The organism is Microcoleus sp. S13_B4 (assembly GCF_036700885.1).
Classification (GTDB): domain Bacteria; phylum Cyanobacteriota; class Cyanobacteriia; order Cyanobacteriales; family Microcoleaceae; genus Microcoleus.
The window spans coordinates 1-17982 of record NZ_JAUBPU010000016.1 but is presented as its reverse complement, the minus strand read 5'-3'; the positions used below and the strand labels follow the sequence as shown (position 1 = coordinate 17982).

Below are 17982 nucleotides of genomic sequence, written 5' to 3'. Positions count from 1 at the left end.
TACCAATGCCCGATGCCCAATGCCCAATTCCCTATTACCAAAATCATGTCTCGATCTCTAAAAAAAGGCCCGTTTGTCGCAGATAATCTGATGACAAAAATCGAAAAACTCAACGCCGCCGGCCAAAAACAAGTAATTAAAACTTGGTCGCGCTCTTCAACAATCCTGCCCCAAATGGTAGGCCACACCATTGCCGTTCACAACGGCAGACAGCACGTACCCGTCTACCTCACAGACCAAATGGTAGGCCACAAACTCGGAGAATTTTCCCCCACTCGTACCTTTAGAGGTCACGCTAAAAGTGGTGATAGAAAGACAAGTAAAAAATAGCCTAATTAGGTGACAGGTAATAGGTGATCGGAAAAACTTTTTACCAATTACCAATTACCTTTTCCCCAATTACCAACTACCAATTACCCAAATCGAAATGGCTATAGATACCACATCCGAAATTAAGGCGATCGCCCGTTACATACGGACATCCCCCTTCAAAGTGCGTCGAGTGCTCGACCAAATTCGCGGCAAAAGCTATCAAGAAGCGCTGATTTTACTCGAATTCATGCCCTACCGCGCCTGCGAACCAATTGTCAAAGTTTTGCGATCGGCAGTAGCCAACGCCGAACACAACGCAGGATTGGATAAATCCAAGCTGGTAGTTTCTCAAGCTTACGCCGACCAAGGCCCAGTCCTCAAACGCTTTAGACCCCGCGCTCAAGGTCGCGCCTACCAAATCCGCAAGCCAACCTGTCACATTACCGTAGTAGTAGCTCCGCTCGTAGAAAACTAAACCAGGGAAAAACGTAATAGGTAATAAACAGCTTAAAGTTGAAAAAAATTGGTAATCACCAATTACCAATTACCAGTTACCAATTACCAAATACCAATTAACTCATCAACTATTATGGGCCAAAAAATACATCCAATTGGTTTTCGTCTCGGCATTACCCAAGAGCACCGCTCTCGCTGGTTTGCTGATCCCAAAAACTATCCAGAACTCTTGCAAGAAGACTATAAAATTCGCAAGTACGTTCGTAAAACCCTCAGCAATGCTGGCATTTCCTCGGTCAAAATTGAGCGGAAAGCCGATCAAATCGATCTAGAAGTGTTCACCGCCAGACCAGGCGTTGTCGTAGGTCGCGGCGGAGCAGGCATCGAAACCTTGCGCGTCGGTTTGCAGCAGCAACTCGGTAGCAACCGCCAAATCCGCATCAACGTCGTCGAAGTCCAGCGAGTAGACGCCGATGCCACACTGATCGCGGAATACATTGCTCAGCAACTAGAACGGCGCGTATCCTTCCGCCGAGTCGTCCGCCAAGCCATCACCCGCGCTCAAAAAGTCGGCATCCAAGGCATCAAAATTCAAGTCAGCGGACGCCTCAACGGCGCAGAAATCGCCCGTACCGAATGGACGCGCGAAGGAAGAGTCCCGTTGCACACGCTGCGGGCCGACATCGACTACTCCTACTGCACCGCTCAAACAATCTACGGCATTCTCGGCATTAAAGTTTGGGTTTTCAAAGGCGAAATTATTCCCGGACAGGAACAGGAGGCTGCACCAAATGCAGCAGTGCCCCGGACTAAACAAAAGCGCCGTCGCCAGAACTTTGAAGATCGATCGAACGAAGGCTAGCTAATTGTTAACTGTTAGTTGTCACTTGTTAAGTGTGAGTTGTTCCAAACCAATTAGCAATTAGCAATCACCAATTATCAATTATCAATTACCAATTACCCAACTCCCAAAGCCATGTTAAGCCCTAAAAGAACGAAATTCCGCAAACAACAGCGCGGGCGAATGAGCGGTATTGCCACCCGCGGCAACACAGTTAGCTTTGGCGACTTCGCGCTACAAGCTATCGAACCCGCCTGGATCACTTCCCGCCAAATAGAAGCCGGACGCCGCGCCATGACCCGCTACATCCGCCGGGGTGGCAAAATCTGGATTCGCATTTTTCCCGACAAACCAGTAACTCAGCGCGCAGCCGAAACCCGGATGGGTTCTGGTAAAGGCGCACCTGAGTTTTGGGTTGCTGTGGTCAAACCGGGCCGGGTAATGTTTGAAATTGGCGGCGTAAGTGAAGAAACTGCCCGCGAAGCAATGCGTTTGGCATCTTTCAAATTACCAATTAAAACCAAGTTCATCACTCGCGAAGAAGACCAGTCATAGCGAAGAGCGAAGGTAGAATTAGGTCTGTATTAATCAGCATTTTAAACGGCTACAGCAATTTAAAATCTGGCTTTCATAACTTTTCTTTCCTTCGACCTTCAGCCTAAGAGACAATTCTGTCTTCTGTCATACCGCTCGCTAACGAGAAAGCACACAATTATGTCTTTGACCAAGATTAAAGAAGCTAGAGAATTAAGCGATGCTGCAGTAGCAGAGCAAATTTTAGCCGTCAAGCGCCAACTAATGGAATTGCGGCTTCAGCAAGCTACAGGTCGCATGGAAAAGCCTCACCTGTTCAAGCACGCCAAACACCGGCTAGCTCAATTGATGACAGTTGAACGCGAGCGCCAAATCGTTGCTGAGAAAGAAGCTGCAGCAAAATTAGCTGCATCTAAAGAGGTAGCACAGCCTGCTCCTACCGCAGCAGCCGAGCCGACGATCGCACAGTAGCTAAAAAAAAGTCAATTGCACAACAAAAATAGGTAGCTATGGCAATTAAAGAACGAGTTGGCGTAGTAGTCAGCGACAAGATGGATAAAACCGTCGTGGTAGCAATCGAAAACCGCTCCTCCCACACCAAATACGGCAAAATCGTAGTCCGCACCAAGCGCTACAAAGCTCATGACGAAGAAAATCAGTGCAAATCTGGCGATCGCGTCCGCATTACTGAAACTCGCCCACTAAGCAAAACCAAACGCTGGACGGTTGCTGAGATTTTTGGGACAAAAAACGGCTAACAGTTAATTGCGACATCCCGATCTCCTGATCGAAAATTAACAATCCACTAGCAGTCAAAAGTCAACAGTCAACAGTTAACACTCAACAGTTAACACTCAACAATCACCATGATTCAACCCCAGACATACCTCAATGTCGCCGACAATAGCGGAGCCCGCAAACTGATGTGCATCCGTGTATTAGGAGGCGGCAACCGCCGCTACGGCGGAGTCGGCGATGTCATCATTGCCGTCGTCAAAGACGCCATCCCCAACATGGCAGTCAAAAAATCAGATGTCGTTCGGGCTGTCATTGTCAGAACCCGCAAAGGCCTGCGCCGCGACAGTGGCATGAGCATTCGTTTTGACGATAACGCCGCCGTTATTATCAACGTAGACGGCAACCCCAAAGGCACTCGCGTCTTCGGCCCCGTAGCCCGCGAATTGCGCGACAAAAACTTTACTAAAATCGTTTCCTTAGCCCCGGAGGTACTTTAAAATGTACGGAAAAAAGGGTAAACCAACTAGCGAACCGCAGCGCTACAGAATGCACGTCAAAGCAGGCGACACCGTGCAAATAATTACTGGCAAAGAGAAAGGAAAAGTCGGAGAAATCTTAAAGACATATCCTAAAGTCAGCAAAGTAGTTGTTAAAGGTGTAAACATCAGAACCAAGCACGTCAAGCCCCAGCAAGAGGGAGAGTCGGGAAAAATACTTACGTTTGAGGCTCCCATTCACAGCTCAAATGTCATGCACTATTCCGAAAAAGAAAAAATAGCTAGCCGCGTTTGCTATACATTTAGCGAAGACGGCCGGAAACTGCGACAACTCAAAAAAACCGGAGAAATCCTCGATAATTAGTCATTAGTCATTAGTCATTAGCTGACCAATGCTTTCCTGACAACAGACAACTGTCAACTGACAAAGAACAATTCCCTGACCAAGCCCAGGGACAGTTAACGAAACACAAAAACTATGCCGGACAAACTCAAGGTTCTTTATCAAGGAAAAATCGTTCCCACACTGATGGATCAGTTTAAATATACTAATATCCATCAGGTTCCCAAACTCGTCAAAGTCACAGTGAACCGCGGTTTGGGAGAAGCATCTCAAAACGCTAAGGCACTGGATTCGTCGATCAACGAAATTGGAATCATCACCGGGCAAAAACCAGTGGTGACGCGGGCGAAAAAAGCGATCGCAGGCTTCAAAATCCGCAAAGGAGTACCCGTCGGCGTTATGGTGACGCTGCGCGGCGATCGGATGTACGATTTTCTTGATCGGCTGATCAACCTCGCACTCCCCCGAATCCGCGACTTCCGCGGCATCAGCCCCAAAAGCTTCGACGGGCGCGGCAACTACAGCTTGGGTCTGAGAGAACAGCTAATTTTTCCAGAAATAGAATATGACCGCATCGATCAAATTCGAGGCATGGACATTTCAATTATCACCACAGCAAACACCGACGAAGAAGGACGCGCCTTGCTTAAAGAAATGGGAATGCCGTTCCGGGACAACTAAGCACTAGAGTAAGAAGCAAAAGATGGCAGCTAACGATACCATAGCAGATATGTTGACGCGCATTCGCAATTCTTGCATGGCGCGCCACCAAACAACGCAAATTCCAGCTACAAAAATGACCCGCAGCATCGCCCAAGTCCTCAAAAGTGAAGGCTTTATCGGCGAATTTGAAGAAGCAGAAGCAGAAGGGATCAACCGACATTTAGTGCTTTCTCTAAAGTACAAAGGTAAAACTCGCAAGCCCATTATCACGGCACTTAAGCGAGTCAGCAAACCAGGACTGCGCGTTTACTCGAACCGTAAAGAATTGCCCAGAGTGTTAGGCGGAATTGGCATAGCCATTATTTCCACCTCCAGTGGCATTATGACGGATAGAGAAGCTCGACGCCAAGGTTTGGGCGGTGAAGTGCTTTGTTATGTTTGGTAGTCATTAGTCATTAGTCATTAGTCGCTGGTCGTTGGCAACAGACTCCAAAATCAATCACTAAGGACTAATAACTAAAGACTAATAATCAAGGACTAATAACTAAAAACAAAGGACAAAAAACTATGTCGCGAATTGGCAAGCGTCCGATTAGCATTCCCAATAAAGTCACCATCACCCTAGACGGTCAAAAAGTAGCCGTCAAAGGCCCTAAAGGTGAACTTTCCCGAGTTATCCCAGCCGAAATCCTCATGGGAATTGAAGGCGAGACTTTACTCGTTACCCGCCGAGACGAATCTCGCGTCGCCAGACAACTGCACGGCTTGTGCCGCACCCTAGTCGCCAACATGGTCGAAGGTGTATCCCAAGGTTTTCAGCGGCGCCTCGAAATTATCGGCACAGGTTATCGGGCACAGGTTCAAGGACGGAACCTGATTTTAAACGTCGGTTACAGCAAACCCGTTGAAATGCCCCCTCCAGAAGGCATCACAATGGCAGTTGAAGGCAACACCAACGTCATTGTCTCCGGCATTGACAAAGAACTCGTAGGCAATACAGCAGCCCGCATCCGCGCAGTGCGTCCGCCCGAAGTCTATAAAGGCAAAGGCATTCGCTACAGCGGCGAAGTCGTCCGGCGCAAAGCTGGTAAAACAGGCAAAACAGGTAAGAAGTAACAATGAAGCTTACTCGCAAAGAATCAGTCCAGCGCAGACACCGCCGTGTTCGGCGCAAGGTGTTCGGCACCGCCGAACGTCCCAGACTAGCGGTATTTCGCTCGGAGCAGCACATCTACGCTCAAGTAATCGACGACACCGCCCAGCACACTTTGGCCGCCGCGTCAACCCTCGATCCCGAATTGAAGTCAACTCTCAGTTCTGGCGGCAACTGCTCTGCGAGCGTGCAAGTCGGTCAGTTGATTGCCAAACGCTGTTCCAGCGCTGGCATAGTCAAAGTCGTATTCGATCGCGGGGGCAACCTCTATCACGGTCGCGTTAAAGCCCTCGCAGAAGCAGCTCGCGAAGCCGGGTTAGACTTCTAGAGGGGGTAATGGGTAGCGGGTAATGAGTAATTAAAAAGTAAAAAGTCAAAAGTTGAAAGTGAAAAGGCAAAATCCAGATTTCTTCTATTTTTACTTTTTACTCAAACAATTACCAATTGCCGATCGCCTTTCACCAATTACTAATTCCCACAGGACAAAACTATGGCAGAACAAAAAGAACAGCGCAACAAGAAAAAAAGCAGCAACAACAAAACACGCGAAAAAGAATCCGAATGGCAAGAACGGGTCGTTCAGATCCGGCGCGTTACTAAAGTAGTCAAAGGCGGTAAAAAACTTAGCTTCCGCGCCATAGTCATTATCGGCAACGAACGCGGTCAAGTTGGAGTAGGAGTCGGCAAAGCTAGCGACGTAATCGGTGCCGTTAAAAAAGGCGTCGCTGACGGCAAAAAGCACCTAATTGAAGTCCCCCTCACCAAATCTAACTCCATCCCTCACCCCATCAACGGTGACGGTGGCGGAGCTAAAGTGATGATGCGGCCGGCCGCTCCGGGAACCGGGGTAATTGCAGGGGGAGCAGTGCGAACTGTTCTCGAACTAGCAGGAGTCCGCAACATCCTAGCCAAACAGCTAGGTTCGGGAAATCCTTTGAACAACGCCCGAGCAGCAGTCAACGCCCTCTCCACCCTCCGCACCTTATCCGAAGTTGCTCAAGAGCGCGGAATTCCAGTAGAAAACCTCTACGGTTAAGGACTAGGGAACGGGACGAAGTGTAAGTTTTGAGTATTAAGTATTGAGTTTTGAATAAAAAAATTTCATTCCTCAAAACTCAAAACTCAAAACTACCAATTACCAATTACCAATTACCAATTACCAACTACCAAAACTATGAGATTGCAAGATGCCCGACCAAAAGCGGGTTCCACAAAACGCCCTCGTCGCTTGGGCAGAGGTATTTCTGCCGGTCAAGGCGCGAGTTCCGGTAAAGGGATGCGCGGTCAAAAATCTAGAGCCGGTAGCGGCACTAGACCGGGTTTTGAAGGAGGTCAAAATCCTCTCTACCGCCGTCTCCCCAAGTTGAAAAGCTTCCCGATGGTGAACCGGAAAGAGTACACTACCATTAATGTAAGTAAATTAGCATCGCTGCCAGCAAACACAGAAGTTACTCTCACCTCTTTGATCCAAGCAAAAATTGTCACCACAGACGACGGGCCGCTGAAAATCTTAGGAGATGGTGAACTGAATGTACCTTTGCAAGTGCGCGCCTCGGCTTTTACCGCAGGTGCTCGCACCAAAATTGAAGCTGCAGGTGGAAGTTGCGAATTAGTTGCGTGAAGATTTGAGGTTTGAGAGTCTGTCCAAATCTCAAATCCTCAAGCTTGCTATCAGAAAATGATTTAGTCGAAAATCCCAAATCTAAAATCCAAAATCGTAACTATGGACGTTAGTAGAGAGAAAGCGCCAACTGCACAAGAGACGTTCATGCAGATGGCTCAAGCTGCTGGTTTACGAGGCCGCATCCTCGTAACCCTTGGCTTACTGATTTTAGTACGCCTGGGTGTCCACTTGCCAGTCCCCGGCATTGATCGAGTCGCCTTTGCCCAAAACGTCCAAAATAGCCCTTTAATTGGCTTTTTGGATTTGTTCTCAGGAGGTGGCTTGTCAGCTTTGGGGATTTTTGCGCTGGGGATTTTGCCCTACATTAATGCTTCAATTATTGTGCAACTTCTAACTGCGGCTCTGCCAAGCTTAGAAGACTTGCAGAAAAATGAAGGAGAAGCAGGGCGGCGCAAGATTTCTCAAATTACTCGCTACGTTTCTTTGGGCTGGGCAATTCTGCAAAGCGTTGGTATTGCGATTTGGGTCAGCCCTTTTGCTCAATCTCCATCGCCTTTATTCATAGCACAAACTGCTTTGGCTCTGACGGCAGGCTCAATGTTTGTAATGTGGATATCGGAAGTGGTGACGGAGCGCGGCATCGGAAACGGAGCGTCGCTGCTGATATTTATCAACATTGTGTCGGTATTGCCGCGCTCTTTGGGACAAACTTTTGAATTGGCTCAAAGTGGCGACACGCAAGTTGTCGGCCGTGTAGTCGTTCTGCTGCTGGTCTTTTTGGTGACGATTGTCGGGATTGTTTTTGTTCAGGAAGGTACTCGCCGCATTCCGATTATTTCGGCCCGCCGCCAAGTCGGCCGCAAAGTTTATCGGGAGAGCCGCAGCTATCTGCCCCTGCGCTTGAATCAAGGCGGAGTGATGCCGATTATTTTTGCATCTTCGGTGTTGGTTGTGCCTTCTTTCCTCGCTCAGTCTCTCAATAACCCGTTTTTGGTTCAAGTTGCTAATGTTTTAAGTCCGAACGGACCGGCCCCTTGGGCTTATGCGCTGTTTTATCTGACTTTGATTCTGTTCTTCAGCTATTTCTACGCTTCGTTGATTGTCAACCCCGTAGATATGTCTCAGAACTTGAAGAAAATGGGCGCCAGCATTCCTGGAATTCGTCCGGGTCAGAAAACCAGCGATTATGTGGAGAAGGTTTTGAACCGTTTGACTTTCTTGGGAGCGATATTTCTCGGTCTGGTGGCCATTGTACCAACTGCTGTAGAAAGCGCGATCGGGGTGCAAACTTTTAGAGGTTTTGGTGCAACTTCCCTACTGATTTTAGTAGGTGTCGCGATCGAAACTGCTAAGCAAATTCAAACTTACGTCATCTCCCAACGATATGAAGGAATGGTTAAGTAATCGCAATGCACTTGATTTTTATGGGTCCTCCAGGGGCAGGAAAGGGAACTCAGGCTCAGCTTTTAGCAGCTCTCTGGAAAATACCCCACATTTCTACCGGTGACATCCTGCGCGCCTGCGTAGTTGCCAAAACTGACTTGGGTCAAAAGGCACAATCCTACATGGATCGCGGAGAGTTGGTTCCTGACGAGTTATTGATGGATATCGTGCAAGAACGAATGAATCAACCAGATGCTACTGCTGGCTGGATTCTGGATGGCTTTCCCCGCACAGTCCCACAGGCAGCGTTTTTTGACAAACTGCTCTGCAATGTTGGCGGTGGGGGAAGTTCGTCGGGAAAGGACTGCGATCTCAGAGCTGTCAATTTGGACGTTCCTGACAATATTTTGGTGGCTCGCCTGTTGTCGCGAGGTCGCCAGGATGACAATGAGGAAACGATCCGTCGCCGATTGCAAGTTTATCGCGAGCAAACTGAACCTTTAATTGAGTTTTACAGAAACCGCGAACAGTTAGTTGCGATTGATGGCGATCGACCGATGGAATTAGTCACCGCAGAACTGCAACAAACTCTCTCGATCGACTCTTGAACCCTCTCAATACAGCTTGTTACTCACAAGCTTTTGCTAAGATATGTTAACTAGGAGCTTTTTGTGCTATCAGGTTTTGTGAGGGTTGCTAGAGACCGGATTGAACTCGATACTAATTGCCACAACTTTACTCAAGTAAAGCTAAAACAAGCGGTTGGTTGAGTATTAAAGTTGATCGAGTCGCCCGAATTCTTGCCCCCCTTCCCGTTTGACTCCTACCAGTGAAAGGTTTTGAGGCCAACGCCGGGACACTCCTAGTTAATCAAATGTAGAGTTGAGGTAAATACCAAATTGTCTAAGCAAGATTTAATTGAAATGGAAGGGACAGTGACGGAATCCCTGCCCAATGCGATGTTTCGCGTTGACCTAGATAATGGGTTTAACGTGCTAGCTCACATTTCCGGCAAGATCCGCCGCAACTACATCAAAATTCTGCCTGGCGATCGCGTCAAAGTCGAATTGACTCCCTACGACTTGACCAAAGGCAGGATTACTTATCGCCTTCGGAAAAAATAGGCTTAGATAAAACTTTCTAAAAACTAATTCTAAGTTTAATTTAGAGAGAATTTGGTAAAAAGCTTCAAATTTATGCTATAATGCTACGTTTGTAGTGTTGCCGAGAAGGGCGTCAACAACCCACCGGTGTACCGGGTTAAGTCATTGTTACACCGTCAAAGTATCGCTCGCCAAAACTCTGGCGCAGGCGAACTTTACCCAGCAATGGGAGTGGGTGCAAGCGGGCTCCTTCATGAAACAACCCGCACTTTATACAATTTAATCGAGGAGAGGCCTACACCTTGCCCAGCCTCTCCTCCCACCGCTCTACGGGCAGTCCCAGCGTGCCTGCTCTCCGGTAGAGCGGGGTTCTCCAGGCAGGAAGAAAGATGAAAGTTCGAGCATCTGTCAAAAAAATTTGTGAGAAATGTCGCGTCATCCGCCGTCGCGGTCGAGTGATGGTGATATGCACTAACCCGAAACACAAACAGCGCCAAGGTTAGAAAAAAAGAAGATTGGGCAATGCACGCAGGTGCATCCTAATTGAACATTGTAGCCAAACAGGAAAACTAGGGAGACAAAAAGTGTGGCACGGATTGCCGGGGTAGACCTTCCACGCGATAAGCGCGTCGAAATAGGTCTGACATACATTTACGGAATAGGCTTGTCGCGGGCCCAAAAAATAATCGCTGCAACAGGCGTAAATCCTGACACTCGCGTCAAGGATTTAACAGAGGCCGACGTGACAGCTCTGCGGGCTCATGTAGAAACCACATACCAAATCGAAGGAGACCTCCGGCGCTGGGAGTCAATGAACATCAAGCGCCTGATGGACATCGGAACTTATCGCGGTCGGCGTCACCGTTTGGGTCTGCCGGTCCGGGGACAACGAACCCGTACCAATGCCAGAACCCGTCGTGGCGTCCGCCGAACAGTTGCGGGCAAGAAAAAGGCACCTTCCAAGAAGTAACATCTTTTTGGGAAAAATACGCTGGGGGCTGCTGGCTCCTAGCGCTTCGGGACATTAGTTGAGAGAAACGTTAAAGAGACTAATATGGCGCGACCACAAACAGGCAAGAAATCTGGTGCAAAAAAGCAGAAACGGAATGTACCCAATGGGGTAGGCTACATCCAGTCTACCTTTAACAACACGATTGTAACTATTACCGACCTCAACGGCGAAGTGATATCCTGGGCATCGGCAGGTTCCAGCGGTTTTAAAGGAGCTAAGAAGGGAACTCCCTTTGCAGCTCAAACAGCAGCAGAAAGTGCTGCCCGCAGAGCCAATGACCAAGGGATGCGCCAAATAGAAGTAATGGTGAGCGGACCCGGAGCAGGTCGAGAAACTGCTATTCGGGCGCTGCAAGGGGCGGGACTGGAAATTACCCTGATTAGAGATGTTACCCCAATTCCTCACAACGGCTGTCGCCCTCCCAAGCGGCGTAGAGTCTAAAACGATTTGAGATTTTAGATTTTAGATTTTGGATAATGGCTAACTGCTTAAAGTCAAAAACTAATGGTTCTAACTGTTGCCCCGTCCATCCAAAATCCGAAATCCATTCAGGGGTATGCTCTGCAATCTAAAATCCAAAATCAAAAATCCACAGTGGAAAAGGGAGGTCACTCCGTGGCGCAGTTTCAAATTGAATGTATAGAGTCTAACACTGACAAAGACCGGAGTCAGTACGGAAAATTCGTCCTGGAACCGCTCGATCGCGGTCAGGGAACAACTGTGGGGAATGCGCTGAGGCGAGTTCTGCTTTCAAACTTAGAAGGAACGGCAGTAACTTCAGTCCGAATCGCGGGCGTCAATCACGAGTTTGCCACGATCGAAGGGGTACGTGAGGATGTTCTAGAAATTCTCCTGAACATGAAAGAGGTCGTCCTCAAAACTCATTCTCAGCAACCGCAAATCGGCAGGTTGCGGATTGAGGGGCCCGTCACCGTTACGGCCGATCGATTCGATTTGCCCTCTGAGGTGGAATTGATCGATCGCTCCCAGTACATTGCAACTCTCTCGCCCGGCTCAGTTCTGGAAATGGAATTCAGAATTGAAAAAGGCATCGGATACCGAGCAGTAGACCGCAGTCGCGATGATGGGTCGGCTTTGGATTTTCTCCAAATTGACGCCATCTTTATGCCGATTCGCAGAGTCAACTACAGCGTTGAAGATGCTAGGGTAGGCGGCACGGTCGAGAAAGACCGGCTGATTATGGAAATCTGGACTGATGGCAGCGTGACTCCTCAAGAAGCTTTGAGTCAATCTGCCCACATCCTGGTAGATTTATTTGCCCCTCTCAAAGACATCACCCAAGATTCTCTCAAACCAGAGTATCCAGGTGAGGCCGATCCTACAAGCCAAATTCCGATCGAAGAGTTGCAGTTATCCGTCCGGGCTTACAACTGTCTCAAGCGGGCTCAGATCAACTCAGTCGCAGACTTATTGGATTATACCCAAGAAGACTTGCTCGAGATCAAGAATTTCGGGCAGAAGTCCGCAGAAGAAGTGATTGAAGCTTTACAAAAACGCTTGGGCATTACCTTGCCCCAGGAAAAATCAGCTAAAAGTTAATCAACGGGTAACGGGTAAAAAAGTTCTGAATTTTAAGTCGGTGAGTTTTTAAGTTAAAGAATTCACCGCTCAAAACTCGGGGACTATCCCGGCGCCCAATTACCAATTACCAATTACCAACTGCTATGCGTCACCGCTGTCGCGTTCCCCAACTCAGCAAACCGGCTGACCAGCGCCGCGCCCTACTGCGCTCGCTGACCACCGAATTAATCCGCCACGGTAAAATCACCACCACTCTCGCCCGCGCCAAAGCGCTGCGCTCAGAGGCGGACAGGATGATTACCCTGGCCAAAGAAGGCTCCTTGGCCGCTCGCCGCCAAGCTATGGGCTATATCTACGATAAACAGTTAGTGCACGCCTTGTTTGAGGCGGCACAAGAACGGTACGGCTCGCGCAACGGGGGCTACACCCGCGTAGTACGAACTGTCCCCCGTCAAGGAGACAATTCCGAAATGGCGATCGTTGAACTGGTTTAATTCAATTTTGGGTTGGAGATTTGTGATTTATGACTGACAATCCAAAATCCCCAATCGAAAATTCCCAATCGATACAGCGCGTTGCTCTGGTGATCCAATACCTCGGCACTAACTTTCACGGTTGGCAGCGACAGCCGAACCAGCGTACAGTACAAGAAGAAATTGAAACAGCAATATCGACTGTTCTGGAACGCCCGGTAACGCTGCACGCTGCCGGGAGAACCGATGCGGGAGTTCACGCCGCTGCTCAAGTAGCCCATTTTGACGCCCACGGTCCAATTCCGGCTCACCGCTGGGCAAGCGTTCTCAACTCTCGACTGGCAAAAGATATTTTAATTCGAGCTTCGGCAAAGGTGGAACCTACCTGGCACGCTCGGTTCTCAGCCAGTTGGCGGCGCTATCGCTACACCCTTTATACAGATCCGACTCCTAATTTGTTTGTGCGTCCTTTTGCTTGGCACTGCTATCACGCCCCTGTGGATGAATCTTTGATTCAGACAGCTTTGACACCGCTCATCGGGCGGCATCACCTGGCTGCTTTCCACCGCGCGGGTTCTGCCCGCCCCCATTCCTGGGTGGACGTACAAGCGGCAGAGTGTCAGCGTTCTGGGCCTCTTATCTATATTGAGGTTCAGGCGAGCGGGTTTCTGTACGGGATGATGCGGCTGCTGGTGGGGTTGCTGGTGCAGGTGGGTCGCGGGGAAAGGCCGATCGACAATTTCACAGATATCTGGGTCAACGAACGCCGAGAAATGGTAAAATATGCCGCTCCCGCTCAAGGTTTGTGCCTGCTGCGGGTTGGCTATTCAGAATTTCCCTTTCCTCCAGATGTCTGGTACGACACTCAGCCAAAATTAGTCATTAGTCATTAGTCATTAGTCATTAGTCATTAGTCATTAGTCATTAGGTAACTACTAATAAAAAACTAAGGACAACTAACAATTAAAAACTGACAACTGACAACTGACAACTGACAACTAACAACTAACAACAGTTAACAGTTAATAGACAACTAACAACAAACAATGAACAAAACTTACGTCCCTACTCAAGACTCCCTAGAGCACAAGTGGTACGTGGTCGATGCCGCCGACCAGCGGCTGGGCCGTCTGGCAACTGAAGTTGCCATGTACCTCCGGGGGAAACACAAACCGACTTACACTCCTTCTATGGATACCGGCGACTTCGTAATTGTCATCAATGCTGACAAAATCGCTGTTACTGGCAAAAAACGCACCCAGAAAATCTACCGCCGCCATTCTGGAAGACCGGGCGGCATGAAAACAGAAACTTTTGCCAAATTGCAAGCACGTTTGCCCGAAAGAATTGTCGAAGAAGCTATACGCGGAATGCTGCCTCACACATCTCTGGGCAGACAACTGTTTACTAAACTGAAGGTGTACGCTGGCCCCAACCACCCACACCAAGCTCAAAAACCAGAAGAATTAATTGTTCACACGATTCCGGGAGGAAATGAGTAATGCAAGCAACAGATACATCGGGTCGCGCTGTGTACTGGGGTACCGGCCGCCGCAAATGTTCCGTAGCGCGGGTGCGCTTGGTTCCCGGCACTGGCATACTGACTGTCAATGGTAAAGAGGGGGATTTGTACCTGCAATTCAATCCTACTTATTTGGCTCTCGCTAAGGCCCCTCTGGAAACTTTGGGTCTGGAAAATGAGTACGACATTTTGGTAAAAGTCGAAGGCGGTGGCTTGACAGGTCAGGCTGACTCGATTCGCTTGGGTGTCGCTAGAGCTCTTTGTCAATTAGACCCGGACAACCGCAAGCCTCTAAAGACTGAGGGCTATTTGACTCGCGACCCGCGGGCCAAAGAACGGAAAAAGTACGGTTTGCGGAAAGCTCGCAAAGCTCCTCAATACTCGAAGCGGTAATCGAGGTTCGGCAGCGGATTGTGTAACGGATGTAACGGATGTAACGGATAGAAGGAAGAGGGAAGAAGGCAAAATTATCCAGATTCTATCTTCCTTTTTTTTCAAGTCTATTTGCTATGGACGATCGCTGGTTCCAACAGATATAAGGCAAAATTGGTGCTGTTGTTGGTGTACAAGTCCTGCGGCAGCTAAAATGGTTGTAAAGTCAAAAATTAGAGAGTAAAAAACAATGGCAAAAGATGGCATTCACCCTGAGTGGTATCCCGAAGCTCAGGTTTATTGCAACGGGGAACACGTGATGACGGTTGGTTCTACTAGAGCCAAACTGCAAGTTGATGTTTGGTCTGGGAATCATCCTTTTTATACTGGCACTCAGAAGATTATTGATACTGAAGGTCGTGTGGAGCGCTTTATGCGGAAATACGGCATGACCGAGGTAGAAATGCCGAAGGCAGATGCTTCCTCTGGACCGCTGAAAATGGAAGACCCGAAAGCAGATGCTTCTAAGGCTGCTGGTAAAGGCAAAAAGAAGAAGTAGCCGGATTGTCATTTGTCCGCAGTTTGTTGAGAGTAGTTTTTGCTAGCGACAACTTACCGCCCTCGGATTTTAGATTTTAGATTGAAGACTTCGCTATGCAGGCAGTAGAGTTTGATCGACATTCTATCCTAACTGCTCTTGAGTTCTAAAATCTAAAATCTAAAATCTAAAATCTAAAATCGATCCGCCCTCGGATTGGAGAGTTTAGATTGAAGACTTGCTAAGCAGGCAGTAGATTTCGATCGAGTAGAGTTCGATCGAGATTCTATCCCAACTGTTCTTCAAATCTAAAATCTAAAATCTAAAATCTAAAATCTAAAATCGATTGACAAAGGACAACTGACAATGGCTGAATCTTATTTGCTGGATAAATTGAAGTCGGTAGAGCAAACTTTTAATGAGTTGACTCGCCGCATGGCTGACCCGGATGTCGCTAGGGACAATCAAGAGTTTCAACGGGTAGCAAAAGCTCGATCGTCCTTGGAAGAAGTGGTCGATACTTTTGCTCTGTGGAAAACCACTCAGGAAGATTTGGTGGGCACGCGACAGGTTCTCAAGGAAGCGGCGGGCGATCGAGAAATGCAGCAAATGGCTGCGCTGGAAGTTGAGGAACTTGAGTCGAAACTGGAGAGTTTGGAAAGTCGTTTGAAGGTTTTGCTGCTGCCGCGCGACCCGAATGATGACAAGAATATTATGCTGGAAATTCGGGCGGGTACTGGCGGAGATGAGGCTAGTATTTGGGCGGGAGATTTGCTGCGGCTGTATTCGCGTTACGCTCAAACTCAAGGCTGGCAGGTGAAGTTGGTGAGCGAGTCGCTGGCGGAAATGGGCGGCTTTAAAGAAGTAATTCTGGAAATTACAGGCGATAGCGTTTACAGCAAGCTGAAGTTTGAGGCTGGGGTACACCGGGTGCAGCGGGTGCCGGTGACTGAGGCTGGCGGCCGGGTGCATACTTCGACGGCGACGGTGGCTGTGATGCCGGAGGTTGATGATGTGGAGATTCACATCGATCCGAAGGATATTGAGATGAGCACGGCTCGATCGGGCGGCGCTGGCGGTCAAAACGTGAACAAGGTGGAAACTGCGGCGGATTTGTTTCACAAGCCGACGGGAATTCGGATTTTCTGTACTGAGGAGCGCAGTCAGTTGCAGAATAAGGAGCGGGCGATGCAGATTTTGCGGGCTAAGCTCTATGAGATGAAGTTGCGGGAGCAGCAGGATGAGGTGAAGTCGCGGCGTTTGGCTCAGGTTGGTACTGGTTCGCGATCGGAGAAGATTCGCACTTACAACTATAAGGACAATCGGGCTACCGACCACCGTTTGGGGGAAAATTTCTCGCTCAATAGTGTTTTGGAAGGGGATATTGAGGGGATTATTCAAACTTGCATTTCTCAGGATCAGCAGGAACGTTTGGCTGAGTTGGCTGCTTCTACTAATTGATGGAGTGATGGGGGGCTAGGCGCATTGTTTGCTCAGCCTCAGTTCCCTTGTTACGCGGGAGATCTGGTTGAGTAGGGCTTCCCAAATTGCATCGGCGCTTTGGACGGGATATTTGAAATGTTCGAGGTCGTATTGTACAATGACTTCTAGGGGTGCTAGGATTTGCTGGTTTCGACAACTGGCAATTGCTGCGATCGCCTCTTGTTGCCATCTGGCAAATAGTCTGTAGCTGAAAAAGGAACTGCATTTTTGTGCTTTCTTGTTCAGGTAAACAACTATTACTTGATGTTGTTTGGGGTAAACTTTGAGTATGCGGTTGACGGGCATTCTCAGGGCTTCGGCGGCTTCTGTTTTGGAGATTTGCCAGCACTGGGGTTTTAGCCAACCGGAGGCTGTAAGGCTTTGACGGGTGTGGCTGGGCTGGTGAGTTTTTAGATTGCGTCTCTTGGTCATTTTTACTTTCCCTGATGTCTGTCTTCGGTTTCAAAGTTCGATCGGGCTGTCCCCTTATGTTGGGTTCCTCGCTCAGAACCATTTGTTTAGCGACTCCTTGGGCCTATCAAAACTTAACTTGTAATTATTAGTTTACTTGCAATTATTTCCTGTGTCAAGTGTAATTATGAATTGCAAGTGGAAAATTTAGGAGTTGGGAAGTAAACTGAGTTATGTGGGATTAAGTAGTGACGGCAGTTGTGAACGCAGAAGCTAAGAAAAAATTGATCGAGATTGTCAAACTAGCTCGCGGTTCGATGAGTCAGCGGGCATTCGGCAAGCTTCTGGGCGTCTCTGCGACTGCGGTTCAGTTGTGGGAAAAAGGTCAGAGCATCCCAGATACAGAAAATTTGGCTCAGATTGCTGTGAGGGCCGGGTTTACACTTGAAGAGCTGCTGGCTCATTTGGAAGGCAAACCCATGCGTGAACCGGTAGATACTAACGATCTGCTGAAAAAAATTCAATGTATACCAATTAGTGAGTTAGCCGTGGTTGGTAGAGCCGTGATGGATAGACTCGCGGCGGCGGCTGAGTCGTCTGGGAAATATAGTTGATGTATCACTTCGTAAGTAGACTGGTAGATACGGTTGAATAACCTTCGAGTCGTGAACATCCAAAATAGACAAAAACTTAGCGAAATCATCAAAACTGCTTGCGGAACAATGAGTCAGCGAGCGTTTGGTAAGCTTTTGGGCGTTTCCGCTACCGCTGTTCAGCTTTGGGAAAGGGGCGATACGGTTCCTGATACTGAAAACTTGGCTAAGCTCGCTGCGAGAGCTGGTTATTCGGTGGAAGAACTTCTGAGATTTTTGGATGGGAAGCCAGTTTCAGATCCGTTAGATATTCACTGTAGTTTAGACTAACTAAAGATGAGAACGGTGGCTTTCAGAAGAACTAGAGCCACCGCGCCGGGAGAGAATGAG

30 protein-coding genes are annotated in these 17982 nt (G+C 48.5%); 29 read left to right on the top strand and 1 reads right to left on the bottom strand.

The window, feature by feature from the left end; translation table 11 throughout:
* The first annotated feature begins 45 nt into the window (after window positions 1-45).
* From rpsS to prfA, 27 genes are all read left to right on the top strand, one after another.
* A complete protein-coding gene (rpsS, locus tag QT994_RS11860) occupies window positions 46-330 on the top strand; it encodes a 30S ribosomal protein S19 (protein WP_333045755.1) in 285 nt (94 codons plus the stop codon).
* A 97-nt stretch (window positions 331-427) separates the two neighbouring features.
* Complete coding sequence (gene rplV, locus QT994_RS11855; protein WP_190657986.1) at window positions 428-787, top strand: 50S ribosomal protein L22; 360 nt, start codon at window positions 428-430, stop codon at window positions 785-787.
* A gap of 114 nt (window positions 788-901) precedes the next feature.
* Window positions 902-1630 (top strand): 30S ribosomal protein S3, encoded by a 729-nt coding sequence (gene rpsC / locus QT994_RS11850; RefSeq protein WP_006634995.1) that lies wholly within the window; start codon window positions 902-904, stop codon window positions 1628-1630.
* Window positions 1631-1744: 114 nt separating this feature from the next.
* On the top strand, window positions 1745-2164 hold the full coding sequence (gene rplP / locus QT994_RS11845; RefSeq protein WP_333045757.1) for a 50S ribosomal protein L16: 420 nt from the start codon (window positions 1745-1747) through the stop codon (window positions 2162-2164).
* A 159-nt stretch (window positions 2165-2323) separates the two neighbouring features.
* Complete coding sequence (gene rpmC, locus QT994_RS11840) at window positions 2324-2614, top strand: 50S ribosomal protein L29 (RefSeq protein WP_333045758.1); 291 nt, start codon at window positions 2324-2326, stop codon at window positions 2612-2614.
* A gap of 38 nt (window positions 2615-2652) precedes the next feature.
* Window positions 2653-2901: a 30S ribosomal protein S17 gene (rpsQ, locus tag QT994_RS11835; protein ID WP_006634992.1), complete on the top strand. Its 249-nt coding sequence runs from the start codon at window positions 2653-2655 to the stop codon at window positions 2899-2901.
* Window positions 2902-3009: 108 nt separating this feature from the next.
* Window positions 3010-3378, top strand: a complete 369-nt coding sequence (rplN, locus tag QT994_RS11830) for a 50S ribosomal protein L14 (RefSeq protein ID WP_006634991.1) — start codon at window positions 3010-3012, stop codon at window positions 3376-3378.
* 1 nt (window position 3379) lies between these two features.
* The gene (gene rplX / locus QT994_RS11825; protein WP_333045759.1) at window positions 3380-3742 is read left to right on the top strand and encodes a 50S ribosomal protein L24; all 363 of its coding nucleotides are present in this window, start codon (window positions 3380-3382) and stop codon (window positions 3740-3742) included.
* Window positions 3743-3856: 114 nt separating this feature from the next.
* A complete protein-coding gene (gene rplE / locus QT994_RS11820) occupies window positions 3857-4402 on the top strand; it encodes a 50S ribosomal protein L5 (protein WP_006634989.1) in 546 nt (181 codons plus the stop codon).
* Window positions 4403-4424: 22 nt separating this feature from the next.
* Window positions 4425-4829, top strand: coding sequence for a 30S ribosomal protein S8 (gene rpsH / locus QT994_RS11815; RefSeq protein ID WP_006634988.1), 405 nt, complete (start codon window positions 4425-4427; stop codon window positions 4827-4829).
* A gap of 122 nt (window positions 4830-4951) precedes the next feature.
* Window positions 4952-5500, top strand: a complete 549-nt coding sequence (gene rplF / locus QT994_RS11810) for a 50S ribosomal protein L6 (RefSeq protein WP_190737229.1) — start codon at window positions 4952-4954, stop codon at window positions 5498-5500.
* A 2-nt stretch (window positions 5501-5502) separates the two neighbouring features.
* Window positions 5503-5865, top strand: a complete 363-nt coding sequence (gene rplR, locus QT994_RS11805; protein ID WP_333039624.1) for a 50S ribosomal protein L18 — start codon at window positions 5503-5505, stop codon at window positions 5863-5865.
* 162 nt (window positions 5866-6027) lie between these two features.
* On the top strand, window positions 6028-6573 hold the full coding sequence (gene rpsE, locus QT994_RS11800) for a 30S ribosomal protein S5 (RefSeq protein WP_006634985.1): 546 nt from the start codon (window positions 6028-6030) through the stop codon (window positions 6571-6573).
* A 138-nt stretch (window positions 6574-6711) separates the two neighbouring features.
* On the top strand, window positions 6712-7158 hold the full coding sequence (gene rplO / locus QT994_RS11795) for a 50S ribosomal protein L15 (protein ID WP_333174652.1): 447 nt from the start codon (window positions 6712-6714) through the stop codon (window positions 7156-7158).
* Window positions 7159-7260: 102 nt separating this feature from the next.
* The gene (gene secY, locus QT994_RS11790; protein WP_333174650.1) at window positions 7261-8565 is read left to right on the top strand and encodes a preprotein translocase subunit SecY; all 1305 of its coding nucleotides are present in this window, start codon (window positions 7261-7263) and stop codon (window positions 8563-8565) included.
* Between the two features lie 5 nt (window positions 8566-8570).
* The gene (locus QT994_RS11785; RefSeq protein WP_333174648.1) at window positions 8571-9152 is read left to right on the top strand and encodes an adenylate kinase; all 582 of its coding nucleotides are present in this window, start codon (window positions 8571-8573) and stop codon (window positions 9150-9152) included.
* A 291-nt stretch (window positions 9153-9443) separates the two neighbouring features.
* Window positions 9444-9668, top strand: a complete 225-nt coding sequence (infA, locus tag QT994_RS11780) for a translation initiation factor IF-1 (protein ID WP_006276978.1) — start codon at window positions 9444-9446, stop codon at window positions 9666-9668.
* Window positions 9669-10036: 368 nt separating this feature from the next.
* Window positions 10037-10150 carry a 50S ribosomal protein L36 gene (rpmJ, locus tag QT994_RS11775; protein WP_015178722.1) on the top strand — a complete coding sequence of 38 codons (114 nt, stop codon included), beginning with the start codon at window positions 10037-10039 and terminating at the stop codon, window positions 10148-10150.
* A gap of 83 nt (window positions 10151-10233) precedes the next feature.
* A complete protein-coding gene (gene rpsM / locus QT994_RS11770) occupies window positions 10234-10617 on the top strand; it encodes a 30S ribosomal protein S13 (protein WP_006634981.1) in 384 nt (127 codons plus the stop codon).
* A gap of 84 nt (window positions 10618-10701) precedes the next feature.
* Window positions 10702-11100 carry a 30S ribosomal protein S11 gene (rpsK, locus tag QT994_RS11765; RefSeq protein WP_332978136.1) on the top strand — a complete coding sequence of 133 codons (399 nt, stop codon included), beginning with the start codon at window positions 10702-10704 and terminating at the stop codon, window positions 11098-11100.
* A 174-nt stretch (window positions 11101-11274) separates the two neighbouring features.
* Entirely contained in the window at window positions 11275-12219 is a 945-nt protein-coding gene (locus QT994_RS11760) for a DNA-directed RNA polymerase subunit alpha (RefSeq protein WP_332958426.1), read from the top strand.
* Window positions 12220-12344: 125 nt separating this feature from the next.
* Window positions 12345-12695, top strand: coding sequence for a 50S ribosomal protein L17 (gene rplQ / locus QT994_RS11755; RefSeq protein ID WP_333174645.1), 351 nt, complete (start codon window positions 12345-12347; stop codon window positions 12693-12695).
* Window positions 12696-12724: 29 nt separating this feature from the next.
* Entirely contained in the window at window positions 12725-13567 is an 843-nt protein-coding gene (truA, locus tag QT994_RS11750; RefSeq protein ID WP_333174643.1) for a tRNA pseudouridine(38-40) synthase TruA, read from the top strand.
* 153 nt (window positions 13568-13720) lie between these two features.
* Window positions 13721-14176 (top strand): 50S ribosomal protein L13, encoded by a 456-nt coding sequence (rplM, locus tag QT994_RS11745; RefSeq protein ID WP_015178725.1) that lies wholly within the window; start codon window positions 13721-13723, stop codon window positions 14174-14176.
* Complete coding sequence (rpsI, locus tag QT994_RS11740) at window positions 14176-14589, top strand: 30S ribosomal protein S9 (protein WP_194067224.1); 414 nt, start codon at window positions 14176-14178, stop codon at window positions 14587-14589. The genes rplM and rpsI overlap by 1 nt, the downstream gene beginning before the upstream one ends.
* A gap of 229 nt (window positions 14590-14818) precedes the next feature.
* Complete coding sequence (gene rpmE, locus QT994_RS11735) at window positions 14819-15127, top strand: 50S ribosomal protein L31 (protein WP_333045769.1); 309 nt, start codon at window positions 14819-14821, stop codon at window positions 15125-15127.
* 345 nt (window positions 15128-15472) lie between these two features.
* A complete protein-coding gene (prfA, locus tag QT994_RS11730; protein ID WP_333174641.1) occupies window positions 15473-16567 on the top strand; it encodes a peptide chain release factor 1 in 1095 nt (364 codons plus the stop codon).
* A gap of 15 nt (window positions 16568-16582) precedes the next feature.
* Here prfA and QT994_RS11725 read toward each other — a convergent pair whose 3' ends face one another.
* Window positions 16583-17020, bottom strand: coding sequence for a hypothetical protein (locus QT994_RS11725; RefSeq protein ID WP_333174638.1), 438 nt, complete (start codon window positions 17018-17020; stop codon window positions 16583-16585).
* A 227-nt stretch (window positions 17021-17247) separates the two neighbouring features.
* On the opposite strand from QT994_RS11725, the gene QT994_RS11720 reads away from it, so the two are divergent.
* Both QT994_RS11720 and QT994_RS11715 read left to right on the top strand, forming a co-directional pair.
* A complete protein-coding gene (locus tag QT994_RS11720) occupies window positions 17248-17613 on the top strand; it encodes a helix-turn-helix domain-containing protein (protein WP_006634971.1) in 366 nt (121 codons plus the stop codon).
* Between the two features lie 51 nt (window positions 17614-17664).
* Window positions 17665-17922, top strand: a complete 258-nt coding sequence (locus QT994_RS11715) for a helix-turn-helix transcriptional regulator (RefSeq protein ID WP_333045776.1) — start codon at window positions 17665-17667, stop codon at window positions 17920-17922.
* Window positions 17923-17982: the final 60 nt, after the last annotated feature.